This window comes from Actinomycetota bacterium (assembly GCA_041658565.1).
In the GTDB taxonomy this organism is placed as follows: Bacteria; Actinomycetota; AC-67; order AC-67; family AC-67; genus JBAZZY01.
In genome coordinates this window covers 89642-109395 of sequence record JBAZZY010000002.1, presented here as the reverse complement: position 1 = coordinate 109395, position 19754 = coordinate 89642, and the positions used below count along the sequence as shown (strand labels likewise).

Below are 19754 nucleotides of genomic sequence, written 5' to 3'. Positions count from 1 at the left end.
CTCACCCGACGTAGATGGGCGAAGTCAGAGCCGTCACGAGAATGTGGTCGCGGCAGTACGTCGTGTTCTCCGGACGCAGGGAATTGCAGTTCTCACGTCTCTGCGCCACCCCGTCGGGAAGCCGGAGCGTCGCACGCACCCACCCGCTGCTTCCCGCAGTGAGCGACGGAGCGTTGAACTCAATCGATCCGCCCGGCGCCAGCGGCGCGTCGTCGACGGGGGTTTCGATGCCGGCCCCGACCGTTCCCGCGCGCACCTCGACCTCACCCGCGAATCCAAGGCCATCCGCGCGCACGCGCATCTTCGTGCCGGGCGGCACCGTGTCTCCGATCATCGACTCGTAGTTCCCGTCACCGTCTACGTCGGCTTCCAGGACGAGTCGCGGCGCGCCGTACATCGGCGGGTGAATCGCGATGCTGGTGCGACCCTCGCGCAGCGCGTCGACGACGCCGCGCTCGCTTCGCGCGCGCGCAAATACCCACGTGGTCGGGTTGCCAACCCCCTGCACTGCCGCCGTCACGAGCGCGTGAGAATCGCTGCCTCCCGTCGCCCCAACGTGCGCGCCGCGCTGCAGCCAGCATTCCCAGTAACGGACTGCGTCCTCATTTGGGGAACCGGCCGGCGGCTGCAAGACCCACGGCCCGTTCCACACCTCAACGGTGTCTACCGGGACGTCGTAGCCGTAGGTCCAATGGAGGTTCTCGGGTTCGTCGCAACTGAACTCGCCGACAAGCCCCGCCGTCGGGTGGTTCGCTTGGAAAGCCCCACCGGCCGCACGCAGTGCGGCAGCCATCTGCGCGACGGCGGAGGCGGATCCATCACCGCTGTCGTAGATGCGGTCAACACCGAGCATCTGTCCATGACCGTTGAGTGAGTTCTCGTACCCGCGGACGCCGATGACACCCTGCGTCCCGAATCCGGGATCAGTGTGGGACCGAATGTCGTTGTGGTCGGTGATAGCGAGGTAGTCGAGCCCGCGCGCCGACGCTTCGAGGAACCGCTCCGCGACTGTACCGCTCAGCGCGTAGGCCGTATCCGGCCCGGTGTTGTCGTCGTCGGGCGGGCAGTAGGAGTCGTGCGAGAAACATGTGTGCACGTGCAGGTCTCCGGCCAGCCACTGGCCGACGGCAGCTCCCGGTGCGGCGGACACCCACACCGGCGAGGAGTACGCGATCGGCTTGCCTGCTGCGTTGCGCGCGCGCACGTAGTAGTAGCCCTGCGCACCCGATGCGAGAATCGATACGTCCAGAGTCGATATCCCACTCTCTACGACCTCACCGCCACTGGTGACGACCTCAAGAGTTGCCGCCGCGTCATTCACCGACGCCTCGATGTGAAGCGGCGCATCCTCCGGACGCACGAGGCGCGCGCCCATCAGTTCGTCGTCCAGCGTGTAGGTCATGCGCACATCCGACGTGCGGACTGCGTAGAACCGACGAGCAAGCATCGCTTCATACAGGGCCCCCTCGCCGCGATCGGTCGCCAAGATGACCGTCTTCGCCCACTGCGGTCCACCCCAATCGTCGATGCGCTGGTGCCCTAGATCCTCCGCGCCGACGGCACCCAGATGCCACCCCTTATCGAGCGCATATGAGTAGTAGGCGTCGTAGTCCCGATCATCGTTGAACAACTCGATGCCGACCATGCGGTCATCAGCAGCAGGAACGTACGCGAAATCCTCCCAGTTCACGTCCGGGTCATACGGACCGACAACCTGAAGTTTCTTCGCGCCGGGATGATTGAAGACCGCGAGCCCGTCCTCTCCACCGCCCAACTGGGGATGCAGGGCGAACCACTCGTAGAACGTCCTCATCGTGGCTGCGTACCCGCCGTCGGTCTTGGCGTTCGCGTAGTTGCGCGAGAAGTAAACGTTGATGTGCCCGTAGCGGTCGGACGTCCACTCAAACCCGCGGACCCCGGTGAAGCTCGCGTCGGAGGCCGCGCGCGCGTACGCCAGCGTCGAGTCCCACTTACGCAGCGCTTTCTGCGGCTCTTCTCCGCCGCCGGGGCACGTAGCGGTCTTGGTGGGGTCAAGGCACTCGTCGTTGAGGGCGACGGGCACATCCATGTTGTCCGAGTGCTCGCCCGACATCAGGAAGTCGAGGTCGTGCCCCTTCGCGCTCGCGTAGTAGGTGCCCGGCGTGGACCCGGGGTACCCGTCGGAATAGCCCGAGTGCTCGTGCATCGCACCGACGAACGGCGTGTAAGGCGAGGGAGCAGGGTCGCCGGTGGCGCGCGCGCCCGACGGAACAGCCATACCCGCGACGAGCGCAACCAGCGCGATGCAGACACGAAGTGATCCCAAACGAACGCGCGTGTGACCCATTACCCCTCCCGAGTCAATGCTGTTGGGGTTGGAGTTCGCCCGAGATCAAAGGACTCCTTCCCGATCACGCAGGGTTTGCAAGAATTCACAACGAACCCGGCAGGAACCCGCACCACGACGTCGAAGGAGCAACCCACAAACGCCACAGGAGGGAACCGTCATGCGCCGCATCGCCCTTGCCGTAGTTCTCGTCGCCGCGCTCGCGCCGACCGCAGGCTTCGCACGAAAGGGCCACGCCCTTCGAGACGTCCCCGATGCTAAGGACTGTCGGAGCAAGGAGCAGGTCACCGTCGTCACCTACGCCGGCGGAGCGACGTACGACGAGGCGAACGGCCCCGCGCCGAAGAACGCCTCTAAGCAGCCCGAGCGACTGGCGATCTGCGTCAACCAAGGCGGCCAGACGATCTTCTACTTCGGCGGCGACATGCAGTCGGAGCAGCAGGGCAATGACGGCGCCGCGAACACGTGCGGCGTGATCATCGTGGCCGACGAGAACCAGGCAGAAGGTCGCTACGGCGAGGACTGGTCGAGCTCGGGCCCCGACGGCGACTGGGACACGGGCGACGACCACGACTGCTAAGGCGCCCCACACACTCACTATTCGGGGGTCCTCTAGGCCTTCCAGGACTCCGGCGTCGCGATAGGGAACGCGGTCGCTGGCAACACCGAGAAGCCCGCCCTATGCTGGCGGCGGTCGCATGCAGTCCTTCGAGAGTTCCCCCTCACGAAGAGCCGGCTCCGTCACCGCCACCTCGGCGGTCGTGATCGGGCTCACTTCGGTCGTTGTGCTCGTGTCCTGGGCGGTCGGCGCGGAAGTGCCGACCCGCATCCTTCCTCAATCCCCTCAGATGGTGCCCAACACCGCGCTCGCGCTACTGCTCGGCGCCGTCGCCTTGTGGCACGCCCGCACGCCGACCGAACGCGAGAGCCGCTCGGCGCGCGCGTTTCGCACGTCCGCCTCGATCGCCGTCACCGCCATCGGCGCGCTCACGACCTTCGAGTACGCAACCGGAATCGACCTGCACATCGACCGGATCATCCCCCGAGCCTTGGAATCCGGAGGAACGTTCCCCGGCCGCCCCTCCCCTCAGACGGCAGTCGCGCTGATGCTTCTGGGATCGGCACTGCTGTTGTTGGATTCCCGGCCACAGTGGCGCCTGCCACCTGCGCAACTCCTCGCGCTTGCCGGCGCGGCGATCGGCACGATCGCGCTGACCGGGTACGCGTTCGATACCCGAGGTTTCTACGGAACGCCGGACTTCTTGCCCTACACGGGGATGGCCATCCACACGGCCGGCGCAACGCTCCTTCTTGGGACAGGAGTGCTGACGTCCAGGCCCGACGTAGGCATAATGCACCTGTTCACCAGCCGAGGCGCCGGCGGAAGGACGTTGCGACTGTTGCTCCCCGCCGTGATCGGCGCCCCCTTCGCCGTCAACTTCCTCGCGCTACGCGGCGCGCGCGCCGGCTACTTCACTTCGTCGTACGCCCTCGCTCTGGGTGCAGTTGCAGCGGCCGCCGTCCTGCTGTTCGTCGCATGGCTGATCGCCGCGGCGACCGAGCGCGCCGACGACCGGCGTCGCGCAGTCGAGCGCGCGCTTCGGAACAGCCGCAAGACCTACCGGGACGCCTACGTCCGGGAACAAGAGGCAACAAAGCGGCTGCGCGAGGTCGACGGGATGAAGAACTCCTTCCTGCAGATGGTTTCCCACGAGTTGCGCACACCGCTCACCACGGTGCTCGGGTTCTCCGAGACGCTGGCACGACCCGAACTCGGTTTGTCGGAAGAGCAAATGGATTTCGCGACCCGCATCGCATCGAGCGCGCGCCGGCTCGACAGCCTAGTCACCGACCTGCTCGACGTAGACCGACTGTCCCGAGGGATCTTCTCGCCGCGGCGCCGGCCGGTCACCATGGCACCCCTCATCGACAGCGTCGTCGCGACCGCGGACCTCGAAGACCGGCCACTGGACGTCCAGATCAATCCCGATGCCACTGTCGCATTCCTGGACCCCGGTCAGACGGGGAGGATCCTCGAGAACCTGCTCATAAACGCCGTGCGTCATACTCCCGCGGGTACACCGATTTCGGTGCAAGTTCGCACCGAGGCCTACGGCATCGTGATCTCCGTTGACGATCGCGGGCCCGGCGTGCCTGAAGAGATCCGCGAATCCATTTTCCAACCGTTCGTCCGCGGCACAGCATCGGCCTTCGTGCCCGGTGTTGGAATCGGCCTCTCTCTCGTGCGGCAATTCGCAGAGATCCATGGGGGGAAGGCGTGGGTGGAAGACCGCGCGGGCGGAGGCGCATCCTTCAACGTGGCCCTACCTGCCTGGCCGCCGAACGACCGTCGGCGCGTTCTAATGACCTCGAGACCGGACGGCGACGCGGGAATCGAGGACGCACTGCGCGAGGCCGGGTACGAAGTCGCTCTGTGCGTTGGGTCGGGCGAATCGCCTGCGTGTGTGCGGTGCCCGCTGGTCACGGATGGGTCGTGCGCCCTAGCCGAGGGCGCCCACATCGTGGTGTTCACCAGGGATCTGAGCAACCCGGAGAATCTAGCTGTGCTGCGGGCGTACCGGGCAGTGTGCCCCATGACTCCGGTAATTGTTCAAGTCGACGAAGCAACCGCCGCGCGCCACAGTGAACTGCTCGGCGGATGCGAAGTCGTGTCGGAAGAACTCGATGCCGACCGCATGGTCACGCTGATCCGCAAGGTATTGGGCGAACAACTCGCTTCGAACGCGGGCGGCTAGAAACGCCGACGCGGGCGACGACCGAGCAGCGAGTTTCGCTTGCGCGGAGCCGCATACGCCAAGCGCGGCGGCGGAACCTTCATACCTTCGCGCTCGAAGTGCTCGTCCAGGTCCAAGCGCGCCGCCATGCGGCCGATGTCCCCAGCCTGATCCGGCAGCACGAACGTGACGCCCGTGCCGGTCCGGCCGGCGCGCGCCGTCCGCCCGACGCGGTGAACGTAGTCCTTCGAGTCCGAAGGCGGATCGAAGTTGATCACGTGAGTGATCTCGTCCAGGTCGAGTCCGCGCGCCGCCACATCGGTCGCAACCAGCGTGTCGGCCTTACCCGCTTCGAACTGTGCCAGCGAGCGCTCGCGAGCGGCCTGCGTCATGTCGCCGTGCATCGCAACCGCGCGCACGCCATGCGACAGGAGTTTCTCGGCCAAGCGATCGACGCCGCGCTTCGTGCGGACAAAAACCAAAGCCAAACCCCGCTCGGCCCCGAGCAAATCCACCAGGGCACCGATCTTGTCATGCGGGGCAACCGGAATGAAGCGGTGTTCGACTTCATCTACCGTCTGCGTCGGAGCGGCGACTTCGTGCAAGACGGGCTCGTGCGTGTAGCTCTTCGCGATACGACCGACCTCTCCGTCAAGCGTGGCCGAGAAGAACATGGTCTGACGCTCGGAGGGAATGCGCGTCACGATTCGATCAACCTGCGGCAAGAAGCCCATGTCCAGCATGCGATCGGCCTCGTCGAGCACGAGCACGCTGATCCCGTCGAGCCGAATCGCGTTGCGCGATGCGAGGTCAGTCAGCCTGCCCGGAGTCGCGATCAAGATGTGCGCGCGCGCCGCAAGCCGCGCCTGCGCCTGAATCGCGACGCCGCCGTACGCCGTGGCAACACGCAAGCCCTTGGCGCGCGCAATGTCGGCAAACTCGCCGGCGACCTGCGAGGCCAGCTCGCGCGTGGGGACCAGCACAAGCGCAGCCGGTGTCTTTGACGCGGCATCCAGCCGTTCCACGATTGGGAGAGCGAACGCCAGGGTCTTGCCGGACCCGGTCCGCGACTTCGCAAGAATGTCGCGACCCGCGAGGGCGTCGGCCATGACCATAGTTTGGATCTCGAACGGTGCATCAATACCGCGCGCGGCAAGCGCGGCGGTAACGTCGGCGGACACGCCAAGGCCGACAAAGGTTGTTTCAGACATACAGCTCCTCACTTGGCGGCCAAGCGGCCGCTCTCAACATCGGGAGGTATCAACACACCCGATGCCGCCAGGGAAGCAGGAGCGGGAAGCGAACCTCACAGGACACCCAACGGTGTCCGTGACGTCAGAGTAGCAGTCCCGGGGAATCGGCGCATGGATCGGTCGCAAACGCGGTGAATTCGGCGGTTTCCCGCCGCCCGGGGATATGCTGCAACAATGTCGGTGGATTCGTACCGGTTTCTCCCGCGGTCGCTGGCGGCGTTCTTCCAAGCGGCGCCTGTCGCGCGCCCCGGCATCATCCCCTTCTCTCCGCTGTCGAAGCCCCTTGCGGACTGTTCGGTGGCATTGGTCACGACTGCGGGTCTGCACTTGCGCGACGAGCAACCTCCATTCGACCTCGACCGCGAGCGCCGCGAGCCGGCGTGGGGCGATCCGTCATTCCGCGAGATCCCCGCGTCGGTCCGACAGGATCAAATCGGCGCCTCGCACCTGCACTACAACACCGCGGACACGCTCGAGGACGTCAACTGCGTGTTCCCGATCCACCGACTCCACGAAGCACAACGCGCAGGACGCATCGGCGCGGTCGCCCCAACCCACTACTCCTTCATGGGCTTCCAACTGGACCAGCACGAGCAAGTCGAGAGGTACGTCCCCCAAGTAGTGCAACAGCTTCGCCGTGACGCCGTTGACGCGGCGCTGCTCACCCCCGCCTGACCGGACTGCTGTCGCGCCGTGTGCGCGATTCAGCGAATGATCGAGGAAGCCGGCATTGCGACGGTTTCCATCACGATGATGCCGGACATGGCACGCCGTGCCGGAGTCCCGCGCGCGCTCGGCGTCGACATGCCGTTCGGTCACACATGCGGGCACGCACGCAACTCCGACGAACAAACCGCGATCGTGGCTGCGGCGCTGTCCCTGCTGGAGTCGGCGAGCGGCCCCGAAACCGTGGTGGACCTCGACAAGCCTCGATGGGAGGGCGACGCCGACTGGCATCCTCCCGAACCCTCGCCGATCATCGCAGCGTTGAAAGAGCAGCGTCGGCGCGAAGCGGAACTACGCCGCTCTGGGTCCCCGTAACCAACGCTACTTCGTCATCTCGCCGAGCGTCTCGGCGATTCGGTCCACCGCCCAGTCCAGATCCGCTTCTTCAATGACAAGCGGCGGGGCGATCCGGATAGTGCGACCGTGCGTGTCCTTGGCGAGAACACCCTTTCCCAGCAGCTGCTCGCACACCGCGCGCGCCGACTGCCCGGGAAGGTCGACGTCTATCCCTGCCCACAAGCCCCGGCCGCGCACCTCGGTAATCCCTCGCCCGACCAACTCCCCCAGGCGAGCAAGCAGGCGCGCGCCGAGATGCGCCGCTCGCTGCTGGTACTCCCCCGTCGAAAGCATCGCGATGACCTCGCGCCCGATCGCGCACGCCAGCGGATTCCCTCCGAACGTAGATCCGTGCGACCCGGGGGTGAAGACCCCAAGCACACTCCAGTCGGCAACAACCGCGGACAGCGGCATGATCCCGCCCCCCAGCGCCTTGCCCAGGATGTATACATCCGGCCGCACACCCTCGTGCTCGCAGGCAAAGGTGAGTCCGGTCCGGCCGAGACCGGACTGAATCTCGTCCGCAATCATCAATGCGTTCGAAGCGGTACACGCCTCTCGCACCTCGCGCAGATATCCGTCGGGCGGAACCACAACGCCGGCCTCCCCCTGAATGGGCTCGATCAGCACCGCCACAGTCTCCTCATCCAGCGCATCCTCCAGCGCGCCGGAGTCCCCAAACTTCACGGTCGTGAACCCGGTGCCGTAGGGGCCGAACCCCTCGCGGGCGAGAGGATCTGTCGAGAATCCAACAATGGTTGTCGTTCGCCCGTGGAAGTTGTTCTCGAACACGATCACCTTCGCTCGATCGGCCGGCACCCCCTTGACCTCGTACCCCCAGCGGCGCGCGGCCTTTATTGCCGTTTCAACGCCCTCTGCTCCGGTGTTCATCGGAAGCACGGCGTCCATCGCGCACAGGGTCGCGAGGTCCCTGCAGAACGCGCCGAGTTGATCATTGCGAAACGCGCGACTGGTCAGCGTGACTCGGTCGAGTTGACGCCGCGTCGCTTCCACCAAACGGGGATGACGATGTCCGAAATTGAGTGCGGAATAGGCCGAAAGCAGGTCCAGGTAACGGTTCCCAGCTTCATCCTCGACCCACGCGCCCTCACCGCGGGCGATCGTCACCGGCAGTGGCGCGTAATTGTGCGCCGAGTACGTGCTTTCGAGATCCACCGTGCCTCCCCGCGTTACCGGACGCCGACGATCCGGGAATCCTAGCGGCGCAACGACACTGCGGAACGGCAAGCGGGCCGCTCGTCGGAACTATCCGACGACCGTGGACACCTCGTTCGAATCCTTGGCCGGAACTCCTACGCTCTGCACGTGGGCGATATTGCGAATCACCGTTCCCTGCGGAGTCTGCGCCTCGATGAGGACAGTGAAGACCCTGCGCACGCTCCGGCCCGGGCCAAGCATCGCCTCACCAATGCTGTAGTCCGCCGACGGACTTGTCGGGGACTCAATCCGCAACCCGTAGCAAAGTACCTGACTCGAATCCGTCGTTACGCGCACGGCCACCGGCCGGTCGCCGCAAGTATCGTCCGACACGAACCGCGTGTGCGCCGGGACATGCGACGAGATCGATACCTGGCGTGCGATCCCTCGCCCGACGTTGGTCACGACGATTGTGTACGTCAGCGTGTCGGCGACCTGAGCCCGAGACTTGTCCACCGACATGGTGATGCGTAACTTTGGCTGAGAAGTGATCTGCTCCGAGAGCCTCGGGGGACTACTGGGGGTATTCGGAGGCGGCTTCGGCGAGGGACGCGGCGACGTCCCGCCGGAGGAATCACCCGATCGCGAATCGGCGAGCAGGCGCCCTGCCGTGTCGACTCCAACGATGTCGTCCAGAATCCGTGGACTTACCGGAGCAAACATCAGAATGCGACCGGCCCCGAGGCCCTCCAGCGCCCGACCTACCTCCGCGACGGGCCCAATGACGCGTAATCCCGGACCTCCGGTCGCGGCCAGGATCATCGACATCGCGGTTGTCAGCCCCGCAACCACCAACCAGACGCCCGTCGCGGCGGCGCCCCCCGCACGCAGTCTCACCCTCGTCCCGCCTTCCGGACTTCCCCGGCCTTTGGTTCCCGCGCGTCCATGACGGCCGCGATCTTGGCGAGCAGCGTCTTCGCGGCGACCGGCTTCACCAAGTAGTCGTCGCACCCTGCGGCCATGGCCCGGTCGATGTCCCCCGGCATGCCGTGCGCGCTCAGCACGATCACCTGCATGCCGGCCGTCGCCGGCCTCGACCGCAACCACGGGACGACGTCCAGTCCGTTGTCCTTGCCCAGGCGCACATCCAGCAGCACGACGTCCGGCTTCCTCGCGCGAACCCGGGAGATAGCCTCGCGCACCGACGCCGCTCGATCCACGTGGTGCCCGCCGCTACACAGCGCCCTGTAGACGAGATCCTGCGTCACCGGGTCGTCCTCGACGACCAGGACGCGCGCAGGGCGAACCGCCTCGGCAACGTCTCCGTTTCCGATCACGGCCGGGCGCGCGGCGCCCGGATCCGCGGCTGAGAACACTGCCGTGAACCGACTGCCCTTGCCCGGCACGCTCGACACCTTGATGCTACCGCCGTGTAGATCGACGATTCGCTTCGACACCGCCAGCCCAAGGCCCGCGCCGCCCATGCGCCGATCCGACACCTGTTCGAAGGGCTCGAAAATGCGAACAAGATCCCGCCGCGCGATCCCGATGCCCGTGTCGTGCACCGCGATTGCCACGTCACCCTTCGACTTAGTCACCTCCAGCCAAACCCGGCCCCCCGACGGCGTGAACTTCACCGCGTTCGACGCCAAGTTGAAGAGAACCTGGAGTGCGCGAACAGGATCGGCGTAGATCCGGCAATCGCCCCCGGACGGGATGTCCACCTTCACGCGCTTCTCGGCTGCCGCCGGCTCGATCGTCAAGCGCAGATCGTCCAAAAGCAAGGCCACATCCACGGGTTGAGGTCGCAGTTCCAGCCGTCCCGCCTCGATGCGCGAAAGGTCGAGCAAGTCATCGATGAGCGCCAACAAGTGGCGACCGCTCGACAGGATCTTGCCGCCGAGATCGCGGACCTTCTCCTCGGAAAACATGCCGAACGCCGGATCATGCAGCATCTCCGAAGCGATGAGGATGCCGCTGAGCGGCGTCCGAAGTTCATGCGAGACATTCGCCAGGAACAGCGACTTCGCGTCGTTCGCCTGGGTCAGTTCGGCGTTTGTGTGGTCAAGGACCACGAGAGCTTCTTCAAGCTCGTGCGTACGGTTCTCCACCCGTTGCTCTAGGTCGCGGTGCGACGCCTCGAGATCCTCCGCCATCCGGTTAAACGACTCGGCGAGTTCGCCGACTTCGTCGGTGCCCTCAAGATGCGCGCGGTGAGAGAAATCACCCCGGCGCAGCGCGCGCGTGCTCTCGACCAAGTGCCCAAGCGGCTTGGAGATAAGCCCCGACACCCATACCCCTACGACGAACACTGCCATCAACAGCGCCATCGTGATGAGTCCGATCTTGACCCCATCGTCTCCGAGAACTCCGAACCGCGACACCACGGGCGACGCCACCCTCAACGTCGCCGCCCTTCGCCCACGCAGCGTCACCGGAACCGTCAGGACTTCTACGGCGACCCCATCCATCCGACCTCTAACCTGCGCGACGCCGGAGACCTTCGAAGCCGGGACCGACATCTCTCTGCCGGCGAGGACCCGGCCGGCCGAATCCACCAAACCCAGTTGCGACTTCGTGAGAGACTCCAACACGTCCAGGATCGGCCGGAGCGTCTCGGCGAAGAGCACCACGCCAACCACGGTCCGACCCGACTGCTGGATCGGCATGGCGACGACGACGTACGGCGTTCCCTCTTGAACGACGAACTGCGCCGCGGCCGCACCGGCGTCCTTCCCGCGGGCGGCTGCGCGAACTGCCTCGACCCCTCCCCAATCGGTGCCGGCGGTGACGATCGATTCCATGGCGAAATCCGTGACCACGTCGACGAGCCCCCTGCCTCGCCGATCGGAAACCACGGCCCGTGTGTCCTTCATTCCGGAAGCGAGCGGCAACAGCAGCCGGCGCACGTTCGCGATGTCCCCGCGCGAAACGGCGTCCGCGAGCCCCTCGGTGAACGCGGCTTGACGCGCCGACGTGGCCAGCGCGGTAACCCGGGACTCGAACCTGTTGCTCGCGACGGCCGAAGCGTCACGCAACCCGGTGGTTTGGCGCGCGCGAGACTCGGCGGCAACTCCGCTCGACAAGACGAACGCGCCCATTCCTCCAAACGTCAACGACAAGAGCGCGAACGGCGTGAGGATCTTCCACTTGATCGGAGCGTTCGCGACCGTGGCGCGAACAGTGCCCCCCGAACGCGGCATCCTCACAAATCATCCCCGTCGGAGGGATCGACGACGCGCAAGTCCGGAGGCCTGTGGCCGAATTCGCGCAACAGGTCAATCAACTCGCCGAGGTTCGGCGGCTTAACCACGAATGCGTCGCAGCCCTCTCGCACGGCGTGCTCCTTCTCCGGGTGAGTTCCGAACGCCGTCAGAACGACGACGGGAATACCCCGCGTGTCCGGCGTCTGCTTCATCCGTCGCAAGACCTCGATTCCACTGACATCCGGGAGCTGTATATCGAGAACAACCGAGTCGAGGCGGTAGTTCGCGATTGCGTCGAAGGCAGCGCGCGCGGTCCCGGCTTCGACGACGGCAAACCCCTTTGCGAGCAACGCTTCGCGCAGCGCAACCCGTCCGAGCAAGTCGTCCTCCACCAGAAGGACCGTGGGCGGCGGCGCGACGTCGGCATGGGCACGGGGGGTGCCCTGTCGCTGCCGCCGCCCCACGCCGCGGGGCGACGAACCCCGTCCATCCTCAGCAACTGCGACGAATGCTGCCATTCCCGATTCTCTCCCCCGTGGCGGCTTGCCGCCTGTACGGCGACTCCTACGGTCCCATCTCTTCGACGGGCATGTCAACGTCCCCTTTGTCGGCGGCGCGGAGACCTCGAGTCAGAGGATCCGACAACCCTGCTTCTCCCGTCACCGCTTCCTCCATTCGCGCAGCCGCGGATTCCAGCAACGCTAGGGCCCGCAAGCGGCGATCGGGGGTGAGCTTCTCCCATCGGCGCGCGAGGACCGCCGCCGCGGCGCGAAGCGCCGCGGCGGCGCGCACGACCGACTCATCGCGGATGGTGGGGTCCCACGCGGAAGCGGCGACGAATTCCTGCGACGGAAGAGAGGGGAAGACCCCTCCGTCAAGTGACCGTGAACCGACCGCGGCGATGCCTGCGGGCACTCCCAGCGCAACCACGTTCGAACGCGTCATCTTCCCTCCTCGTCGGTGACCACACCCGGGTACCACTCAGCCAGGATCCCCCGGGCACTGGCGCGCACCCGTTGGCTCGCCAGTCGCAATTCCCCGATGTTGCGCGACGCTGTTTGCCGTCGGTCTCCGCCAAAATCGCCGGTTGCCGCCGACAACAGCCCCGCCAGCAAGTCGGTGAGCCGAGCGACCTCAACCATCTCGCCCACCGCAGCACGCACCAGCGGCGCCATCGGCATCGGGAGTTCGGGTGATCTCGTCGCCTTCATGCGGCGAATTCTGCAGTTTGCCGCGAAGCGGGACCAGCCGGAAATTACAGGGGCAACGCCCCGCAATATTGACTACCAGGCGTCGGGGATTCCGCGCGGGGCGGAGATAAGACCCCGGCGCACCGCAACGACGACGGCCTCCAACTGGCTGTGAACCTCCAGCTTGGCGAGGATGCTCTGCACGTACCCTCGGCACGTGCTCAACTTGATCCCTAGGCGCTTGGCGATCCCGGAAGGATCCATCCCCTCGCCCATGAGGCGCAGGACCTCCATCTCGCGCGCGGTCATACGAGAAACGTCCCCGGCCGAGTTCCCTTGGCCCGTCCCGCGAATATGCTCGATCATCCCGGCAAGGGCCGAACGCTCGACGAGCATGCCACCGGCGCCGGCCGCGCGAATAGCATCGAGAATCTGGGCGACCGGACTGGTCTTTTGCAGAAATCCCGAGGCACCGGCCGAAGCAGCCCTCGCCATCCACTCAGGATCTCCGTGAGCCGTCAGGATGACCACCCGCGCAGACGGGCGCAACGCCTTGACTCTGCTGGTTCCCTCGATCCCATCCCCGTCCGGGAGGCGAAGGTCCATCAACACAACATCGGGCGTCTTTTCGTCGACAAGGCGCGCCGCCTCCTCAAGTGTCGAGGCGATGCCGACCGACTCCAAGTCGGCCTGAACCCCAATCGCGATCGCGAGTGACTCGGCAACCGCCTTGTGGTCGTCTACCACCAGTACTCGCGTGACCGATCGTGCCCGGTTCTGCCCGTCATCCGCCATACACCCTCCGGGCACGAACTCTAGGCGATGGTTCAGGTCGCGCACCACTTTGGCAATCGGGCTTACGATCGGATCGGGTCTGCGTGCCCCGGATCCTTCATGCACGCCTCGAGGCGCTCGGCCGCGGACACCAAGAGCCCCAGGGCACGCGCGCGGTCGTCGGAGTTGAGCATGCTCCAACGCCGCGCGAGCACCCGCACTGCAACGCGCAGCGCAGTCGCCGCGCGAAGGGCTGCTTCGTCGTAGATCCCCGGAGACTCAGGCTTCGTGACCGCCTTCCCCACCGTCGGAGGAGAAGGGGAGACCCCTCCGTCGAACGGGAACTTCTCCGGTGAGACGACGACGCCGCCCACCCCAAGGGCAACCACGCGAGCACCCTCGCCGAACGGCGTGGCGCCACTCGCGAGGTACCCCTCGGTCCTTTTCAAGATGTCTGCTCCGCTTCGCTTAAGTACCAAATGGCAGTTTGCTGCACGATGCAGCGATGCGTACAGGCACAAACGGCCCGTTCGGCGCACTCAATTGAGAGTGCTACGCCTCGCGTTCGGGGGGAGGAACCAAGCCAAGGCGAACCGCGATAAGGACGGCCTCAAGCTGCGAATGTGCGCCCAGTTTGCGCAGAATGCCACGAATATGCCAGCGGCAGGTGCTTAGTCGAATACCAAGTTGTGCGCCGATTCGAGCGGCGTCACATCCTCGGGCCATGAGGGCGATCACCTCCAACTCTCGGACCGTCAACTCGGGCGAACTCGAGTTCGCGAGTTTGCCGGCGCGCTGCGTCAAAGAGCCTCTGAACTCCGACAGGGTCCGCTCCCCAACGACCATGTGTTCGGTCGAACACGACCGCACCGCGTCGAGAACCACCGACACCGGCGTCGCCTTCGACAGGAACACCGACACACCCTCGGCAGCGGCGCGGGCCATGGATTCCGAGTCCGGATGCGCGGTTAGAACAACGACCCGGGTTTCCGGACGCAGCCGCCGGACTCGGCCCGGACCATCCGCCGGATCACCCCCGGGGAGCGAGAGGTCCATCACAACAACGTCGGGAGCCTTTCGAACAACCAGGTCGGCGACTTCCGCGGCCGTCACGGCCGCGCCGACGAACCGCATGTCCGCCCGGCTCTCGACGGCGACCCCAAGAGCATCCGCATAGCTCCGGTGTTCATCGACAATCAGCACTCGGGTACGCGCGCCCGAGTCGTCGGGCCGCTCAGCACCTATCACGCCCTGAACTCTACTAATGCCGCACCCGTGTCGCGCGCCTGAGTGATCCCACAAACGCACCATTTGCGAGGTGTAGCATTCGCTGTCCAAGCGGGCCGCCGGCCCGCGCCCCAGGAGGCCCGCCAGTGGACGACGCGCACCATTCCGCCTCCGGAAACCGTGCCGTCAGCGCGGGACTCGCCGCCGGCGGGGCGCTCTCGTTCGGAGCCACGGTCGCCCTCAGCCGCGCGCTTGCGCGCGCCCAGTTACCCCCGTCGGGAGTTCTCGGGATCCGCTTCGCCACGGCCGCACTCGTACTGTGGGCCCTCCTTTGGCTGTTGCGGGCCCCGCTGCTGCCGGCACCCGGCGAGCGGGTGGCGACCTTCGGACTTGGTGCGGTTGTTTACTCCATTGAGGCAACGTTCTTCTACCTCGCACTGCAACACGGAAGTGCCGCCGCGGTGACGCTGCTCTTCTACTCCTATCCCGCCCTGGTGACCGTGACAGAAGCACTCACGGGCGCGCGCAAGGTTGGACGCCGGACCCTGGGCGCCCTCGCATTGTCCACGTCGGGTGCCGCGCTGGTTATCGCGTCACGAGATCACCTCACGATCTCGGGAGCAGGAGTCGCCTTCGCTCTGTGCGCAGCACTGACCTTCGGCGGTTATCTAATGGCCGGAGACCGCCTAACCCGACGCAGTGACCCGCGGGCTGTCGGAGCACTGGTCGCAGCGGGAGTCGCGGTAACACAGCTCCTATACGCCTTCGGATCCTCGAGCTTTGACGTCCCTGCGCGCTACCTCGGGATCGTGCTTGCCAACGGCGTCGCGACTGCATCTGCCTTCGCGCTCGTGTTCGCAGCTCTGCGACGACTCCGGGCGGCCGACACAGCGGTGATCCTGACGCTCGAGGCCTTCTGGGCGGGGCTGCTCTCCTGGGTCTTCCTGGGTGAGTCCATCAGGCCAATGCAGGCGGTCGGGGGCGTGGCGGTCCTCGCGGCCGTCGCGATCATCGCGATCAGCAGCGAGAAAGGAACCACCGGAGCAAGCGAAATCGGCGTCGTCGACACTCCGTGAGGCCGGGACTTCCGGGTTGGAAGTATTGTCGATCTTGACCCGATCTCCGCCGAACTCATACGATTCCCCGAGTCGCGTCCCCGAGTGAACCGTTCGATGAGCGGGTCGACTCGCCGGGTGGGAGGACGCTCTGGAATCCAACCGCACTTCATTGCGCTCCGGTGTCACCGACGATGTCGCGCGCCTGCCGATCGGCGCGCCGCTTCTGGCCTGCGCAGGTCTGGACGTCTTCTACGGCCGCGTGCAGACGCTGCACGGCGTCGACTTCCAACTGCTCGAAAACGAAATCGTGGCTCTGCTTGGAGTCAACGGCGCCGGGAAGTCCACCTTGCTCAAGGCCATCAGCGGCATCCTGCCTCCGGCGGCAGGGCAGATCACGTTCCGAGATGAACGGATCGAGGGCCTGCCCTCCCACGAGATCGTCGCTCGCGGGATCGTGCAAGTTCCCGGGGGTCGCGGAACACTGCCCGGCCTCACGATCGAGGAGAACCTAAAGCTCGGCGGATTCGTGTTCCGCCGCGACAAGAAGCGGTGGCGCGAAGAGATCGACCGCGTGATCGCCCTCTTTCCTTGGCTCGGCGACCGCCTCGGAGACATGTCCGGGAGCCTGTCGGGTGGACAGCAACAGATGCTGCTTCTGGCGCGCGCCTTTGTTTCGCGGCCCAGCCTGATCATGATCGACGAGTTGTCACTGGGGCTGGCGCCGATCATCGTCGGGCAGTTGCTCGGCATCGTTCGCAAGATGAACCGAGAAGGCGTCAGCGTCGTCATCGTCGAGCAGCACGTCGACTTGGCGCTGAACATCGCCGACCGCGCCTACTTCATGGAACGCGGGGAAGTGCGTTTCTCGGGACCGGCTGCCGAACTTCGCGGTCGCAACGACCTCCTGCGAAGCGTGTTCCTCGCGGGTGCGGCCGAGGCGAACCTATGAGACGCGTTCCCGTCGCCACGGCGCTCGCGATCGCGACGCTCGTCGGCACGTCGTGCACCACCACCGAGGTGCGCACGATTCGGGTCCCCGTAGAGCAGTCCGCAACGGCTTCCGCCGCCCCCGAGGCCACCGCATCGACGAATGGCCGACCGGGCGTCGGATCGACCACGGTCAAGACCTGGGACCAAGACGTTCCCGCCGGATCGCTCACCGCATCGGATGTCGGAGTAACCGCGACAACGATCAAGATCGGGCACATCGGCGACTTCACCGGCCAGGCGCGCGCGTTCTTCGGTCCCCAGCTCGACTCGCTGAACGCGTACATCGCGGATCTCAACGCGCACGGAGGGATCTTCGGGCGCCGAGTTCAGCTCGTGTACTACTCAGGCTCCTACCAGTCCCCCGACCAAGTACTCGCCGCCGCGCGCCGGTTGGTCGAGAAGGACAAGGTCTTTGCGGTAGTGACGCAGTCGGGCCTGGACAACGCCAACACTTCGGCGATGCGCTACTACAACGAGAACGGGATCCCGTGTATCGGCTGCCACGCGGCCTCGCAGATCTCGGAAGACCTCGGAGCGTCGATATTCTCCAACCTCGTCGCGCCGAAGATCCACGGCGAGATCCTCGGCGCCTTCCTCGCAAAGCGGCTGGGGAAGAAGCAAATGGCGCTCGGGTTCTGTCCCAGTTCCTGGTCCCACCAAGTCAAGGATTCGATCAAGGCATCCTTTGAGCGCTACGGAGGCACGGTCGTCGACGAGCGCGATATCGGCACGTGCGATCAGCAGACAATGGAGCCGACCGTCACCGCCTGGTCGAGCATGGTCCCCCGTCCCGACGTCGTCGCCGTCACCGATCCGATCGGGATGGCCGAAGGTGCCGCGGCAGCGAGGCGCATGGGCTGGAGCGTCCAATTCACAGGTCCGCGCGGAATGGCCCAACTCGTGCTCGACATCGGCGGAAGCCAGACCGAGGGGCTGATCGGCACAACCGACGGACTCGCGCCGCCCGGCACCAACACCGCGGAACTTCAGCGATTCCGTCGGGTGCTGAAGAAGTACTACCCGAAACGAACCGAAGAACAAAACACCTTGCGCCCGTGGGCGGACATGAGGATGTTCGAGGAGGCGGCACGCAGGGTGGGACCCAACCTCACGCGAGCCGGGCTCGCAAAAACACTCGGAGAGCTGCGCGGGTGGAGCGACGGAGTGGGATCCCCCTTGTCGTTCGCCCCAAAGAAGCACTGGGGTCGCTCCGCAATTGCGTTCTTCCGCATCCACAACCAATCGTTTCAGCGCGCCACCGAAGAGGACTACTTCACGATCAACGATTTCTGACGTTGTGCGCGGACATCCGCGCGGAGGTGACCGGTGAGAATCCCCGACAAAGGCATCAACAAGGAAGCGATCTTCCGGCAGTTGCGCGAGTACCGTCGCGACGACACCGAGACCCGCGGCGGGCGCGCGTGGGGATTCGTCTACGACTCAGGGTTGGCCGAAGCCGACGCCGTCGTTGAGGAGGCGTTCGTCGAGTTCCTGAAACTCAACGCGCTCGATCCGACAGCGTTTCCAAGCCTGCTGCGCCTGGAGAACGAGGTCGTCGCGATGTGCATCGCGCACCTGCAGGGACCGCCGGAGGCCGTCGGCAACTTCACCAGCGGCGGGACCGAGAGCTGCATGCTCGCGGTCAAGAGCGCACGGGACCGCGCGCGCGCCCTTCGGCCCGAGATCGAGCGGCCCGAGGTCATCCTGCCGATCACCGCCCACCCGGCATTCCACAAGGCGTGCCACTACTTGGGGCTCACAACGGTTCCCACCGCGGTGGATCCGGTGACGTTCCGCGCCGACCCCGCAGACGTCGCGCGCGCCGTCACGCCCAACACGATCATGATCGTCGCATCGGCCGTCTCGTATCCGCATGGAGTTATGGACCCCATTACAGAGATCGCCGAGGTGGCGCGCGCGCATGAGGTGTGGCTGCACGTCGACGGCTGCATCGGTGGATTCCTGCTGCCCTACTACCGCCGACTAGGCAGAAGCGTCCCCGACTTCGATTTCAGTGTGCCCGGCGTGTGCTCGATGTCGATGGACCTGCACAAGTACGCGTACTGCCCCAAGGGAGCCTCCGTCGTGCTCTACCGCGACAAGTCGCTGCGCAAGTATCAGTTGTTCTCGTTCGGAAGCTGGCCCGGATACCCGATGTTGAATGCGACGATCCAGAGCACCAAAGCCGGCGGTCCGGTGGCGGCCGCCTGGACAGCGCTGCACTTCATCGGCGACGAGGGGTACCTGGAGCTGGCCCGACAGACGCTCGAGGCGACCGAGCGCTTGAAGAAGGGGCTCGAAGCCATTCCCGGACTGCGCTTGCTGGGCGACACCGACACGAGTCTTATCGCGTTTGCGTCCGACGATGTCGACGTCTTCTTCATCGCGGACGAGATGAAGCGGCGCGGATGGCTCGTGCCGCCGCAACCGTCGTACGGACCATCGCCCGCCAGCCTGCACCTACTGGTCTACGCGGCGAGCCTTCCGCACGTGAACGAGATGCTCGCCGACCTCGAAAAGGCGGTAGTCGAAGCAGCGGGGCGCGCGCCGGCTTTGGACCCGGCCTTGCGCGAGATGCTCGCGGGGCTGGACCCGGCATCGCTGACCGACGAGATCATCGGGCAGATGATGACAGCGGCTGGGCTGGAGTGGAACTCGGTCGGCGACAACATGGCCGAGGTCAATTCGATTCTGGACTCGCTGCCGGGGCCGCTGCGCGAAACTCTACTGACCGTCGGCGGGAACGAACTGTTCACTCCTGCGAACTGAACACAG

General features: G+C 65.8%; 19 protein-coding genes. 8 read left to right on the top strand and 11 right to left on the bottom strand.

Annotated features, from left to right (window positions below; all coding sequences use genetic code 11):
- Window position 1: 1 nt before the first annotated feature.
- A complete protein-coding gene (locus tag WDA27_02700; GenBank protein MFA5889856.1) occupies window positions 2–2326 on the bottom strand; it encodes a CehA/McbA family metallohydrolase in 2325 nt (774 codons plus the stop codon).
- A 160-nt stretch (window positions 2327–2486) separates the two neighbouring features.
- On the opposite strand from WDA27_02700, the gene WDA27_02695 reads away from it, so the two are divergent.
- Together WDA27_02695 and WDA27_02690 are read left to right on the top strand one after the other, a co-directional pair.
- Window positions 2487–2906, top strand: a complete 420-nt coding sequence (locus tag WDA27_02695) for a hypothetical protein (protein MFA5889855.1) — start codon at window positions 2487–2489, stop codon at window positions 2904–2906.
- A 118-nt stretch (window positions 2907–3024) separates the two neighbouring features.
- Window positions 3025–5082 (top strand): HAMP domain-containing sensor histidine kinase, encoded by a 2058-nt coding sequence (locus WDA27_02690; GenBank protein ID MFA5889854.1) that lies wholly within the window; start codon window positions 3025–3027, stop codon window positions 5080–5082.
- Here WDA27_02690 and WDA27_02685 read toward each other — a convergent pair.
- On the bottom strand, window positions 5079–6272 hold the full coding sequence (locus tag WDA27_02685) for a DEAD/DEAH box helicase (GenBank protein MFA5889853.1): 1194 nt from the start codon (window positions 6270–6272) through the stop codon (window positions 5079–5081). The two genes, WDA27_02690 and WDA27_02685, sit on opposite strands and share 4 nt — an antisense overlap.
- A gap of 216 nt (window positions 6273–6488) precedes the next feature.
- Between WDA27_02685 and WDA27_02680 the strand changes: the two genes are divergently transcribed.
- Entirely contained in the window at window positions 6489–6989 is a 501-nt protein-coding gene (locus tag WDA27_02680) for a glycine/sarcosine/betaine reductase selenoprotein B family protein (GenBank protein MFA5889852.1), read from the top strand.
- Window positions 6990–7025: 36 nt separating this feature from the next.
- Complete coding sequence (locus tag WDA27_02675; GenBank protein ID MFA5889851.1) at window positions 7026–7355, top strand: hypothetical protein; 330 nt, start codon at window positions 7026–7028, stop codon at window positions 7353–7355.
- A gap of 6 nt (window positions 7356–7361) precedes the next feature.
- Here WDA27_02675 and rocD read toward each other — a convergent pair whose 3' ends face one another.
- The 9 genes from rocD to WDA27_02630 all read right to left on the bottom strand — a co-directional run bounded on the left by rocD (window position 7362) and on the right by WDA27_02630 (window position 14952).
- Window positions 7362–8552 (bottom strand): ornithine--oxo-acid transaminase, encoded by a 1191-nt coding sequence (rocD, locus tag WDA27_02670; GenBank protein MFA5889850.1) that lies wholly within the window; start codon window positions 8550–8552, stop codon window positions 7362–7364.
- 90 nt (window positions 8553–8642) lie between these two features.
- Window positions 8643–9431, bottom strand: coding sequence for a hypothetical protein (locus tag WDA27_02665; GenBank protein MFA5889849.1), 789 nt, complete (start codon window positions 9429–9431; stop codon window positions 8643–8645).
- Window positions 9428–11737, bottom strand: coding sequence for an ATP-binding protein (locus WDA27_02660; GenBank protein MFA5889848.1), 2310 nt, complete (start codon window positions 11735–11737; stop codon window positions 9428–9430). The genes WDA27_02665 and WDA27_02660 overlap by 4 nt, the downstream gene beginning before the upstream one ends.
- Window positions 11738–11739: 2 nt before the next feature.
- On the bottom strand, window positions 11740–12258 hold the full coding sequence (locus WDA27_02655) for a response regulator (protein ID MFA5889847.1): 519 nt from the start codon (window positions 12256–12258) through the stop codon (window positions 11740–11742).
- A gap of 46 nt (window positions 12259–12304) precedes the next feature.
- Window positions 12305–12685 (bottom strand): hypothetical protein, encoded by a 381-nt coding sequence (locus tag WDA27_02650; protein ID MFA5889846.1) that lies wholly within the window; start codon window positions 12683–12685, stop codon window positions 12305–12307.
- The gene (locus WDA27_02645; GenBank protein ID MFA5889845.1) at window positions 12682–12951 is read right to left on the bottom strand and encodes a hypothetical protein; all 270 of its coding nucleotides are present in this window, start codon (window positions 12949–12951) and stop codon (window positions 12682–12684) included. The genes WDA27_02650 and WDA27_02645 overlap by 4 nt, the downstream gene beginning before the upstream one ends.
- 72 nt (window positions 12952–13023) lie before the next feature.
- Window positions 13024–13725: a response regulator transcription factor gene (locus WDA27_02640; protein MFA5889844.1), complete on the bottom strand. Its 702-nt coding sequence runs from the start codon at window positions 13723–13725 to the stop codon at window positions 13024–13026.
- A 62-nt stretch (window positions 13726–13787) separates the two neighbouring features.
- Entirely contained in the window at window positions 13788–14153 is a 366-nt protein-coding gene (locus WDA27_02635; protein MFA5889843.1) for a hypothetical protein, read from the bottom strand.
- A gap of 103 nt (window positions 14154–14256) precedes the next feature.
- The gene (locus tag WDA27_02630) at window positions 14257–14952 is read right to left on the bottom strand and encodes a response regulator transcription factor (GenBank protein MFA5889842.1); all 696 of its coding nucleotides are present in this window, start codon (window positions 14950–14952) and stop codon (window positions 14257–14259) included.
- Window positions 14953–15077: 125 nt separating this feature from the next.
- Here WDA27_02630 and WDA27_02625 point away from each other — a divergent pair, with 125 nt between their 5' ends.
- From WDA27_02625 to WDA27_02610, 4 genes are all read left to right on the top strand, one after another.
- Window positions 15078–16007: a DMT family transporter gene (locus WDA27_02625; GenBank protein MFA5889841.1), complete on the top strand. Its 930-nt coding sequence runs from the start codon at window positions 15078–15080 to the stop codon at window positions 16005–16007.
- A 151-nt stretch (window positions 16008–16158) separates the two neighbouring features.
- Window positions 16159–16938, top strand: coding sequence for an ABC transporter ATP-binding protein (locus WDA27_02620; protein MFA5889840.1), 780 nt, complete (start codon window positions 16159–16161; stop codon window positions 16936–16938).
- A complete protein-coding gene (locus WDA27_02615; protein MFA5889839.1) occupies window positions 16935–18272 on the top strand; it encodes an ABC transporter substrate-binding protein in 1338 nt (445 codons plus the stop codon). The genes WDA27_02620 and WDA27_02615 overlap by 4 nt, the downstream gene beginning before the upstream one ends.
- A 33-nt stretch (window positions 18273–18305) precedes the next feature.
- Window positions 18306–19748 (top strand): aspartate aminotransferase family protein, encoded by a 1443-nt coding sequence (locus WDA27_02610; protein MFA5889838.1) that lies wholly within the window; start codon window positions 18306–18308, stop codon window positions 19746–19748.
- The last annotated feature ends 6 nt before the right edge of the window (window positions 19749–19754 follow it).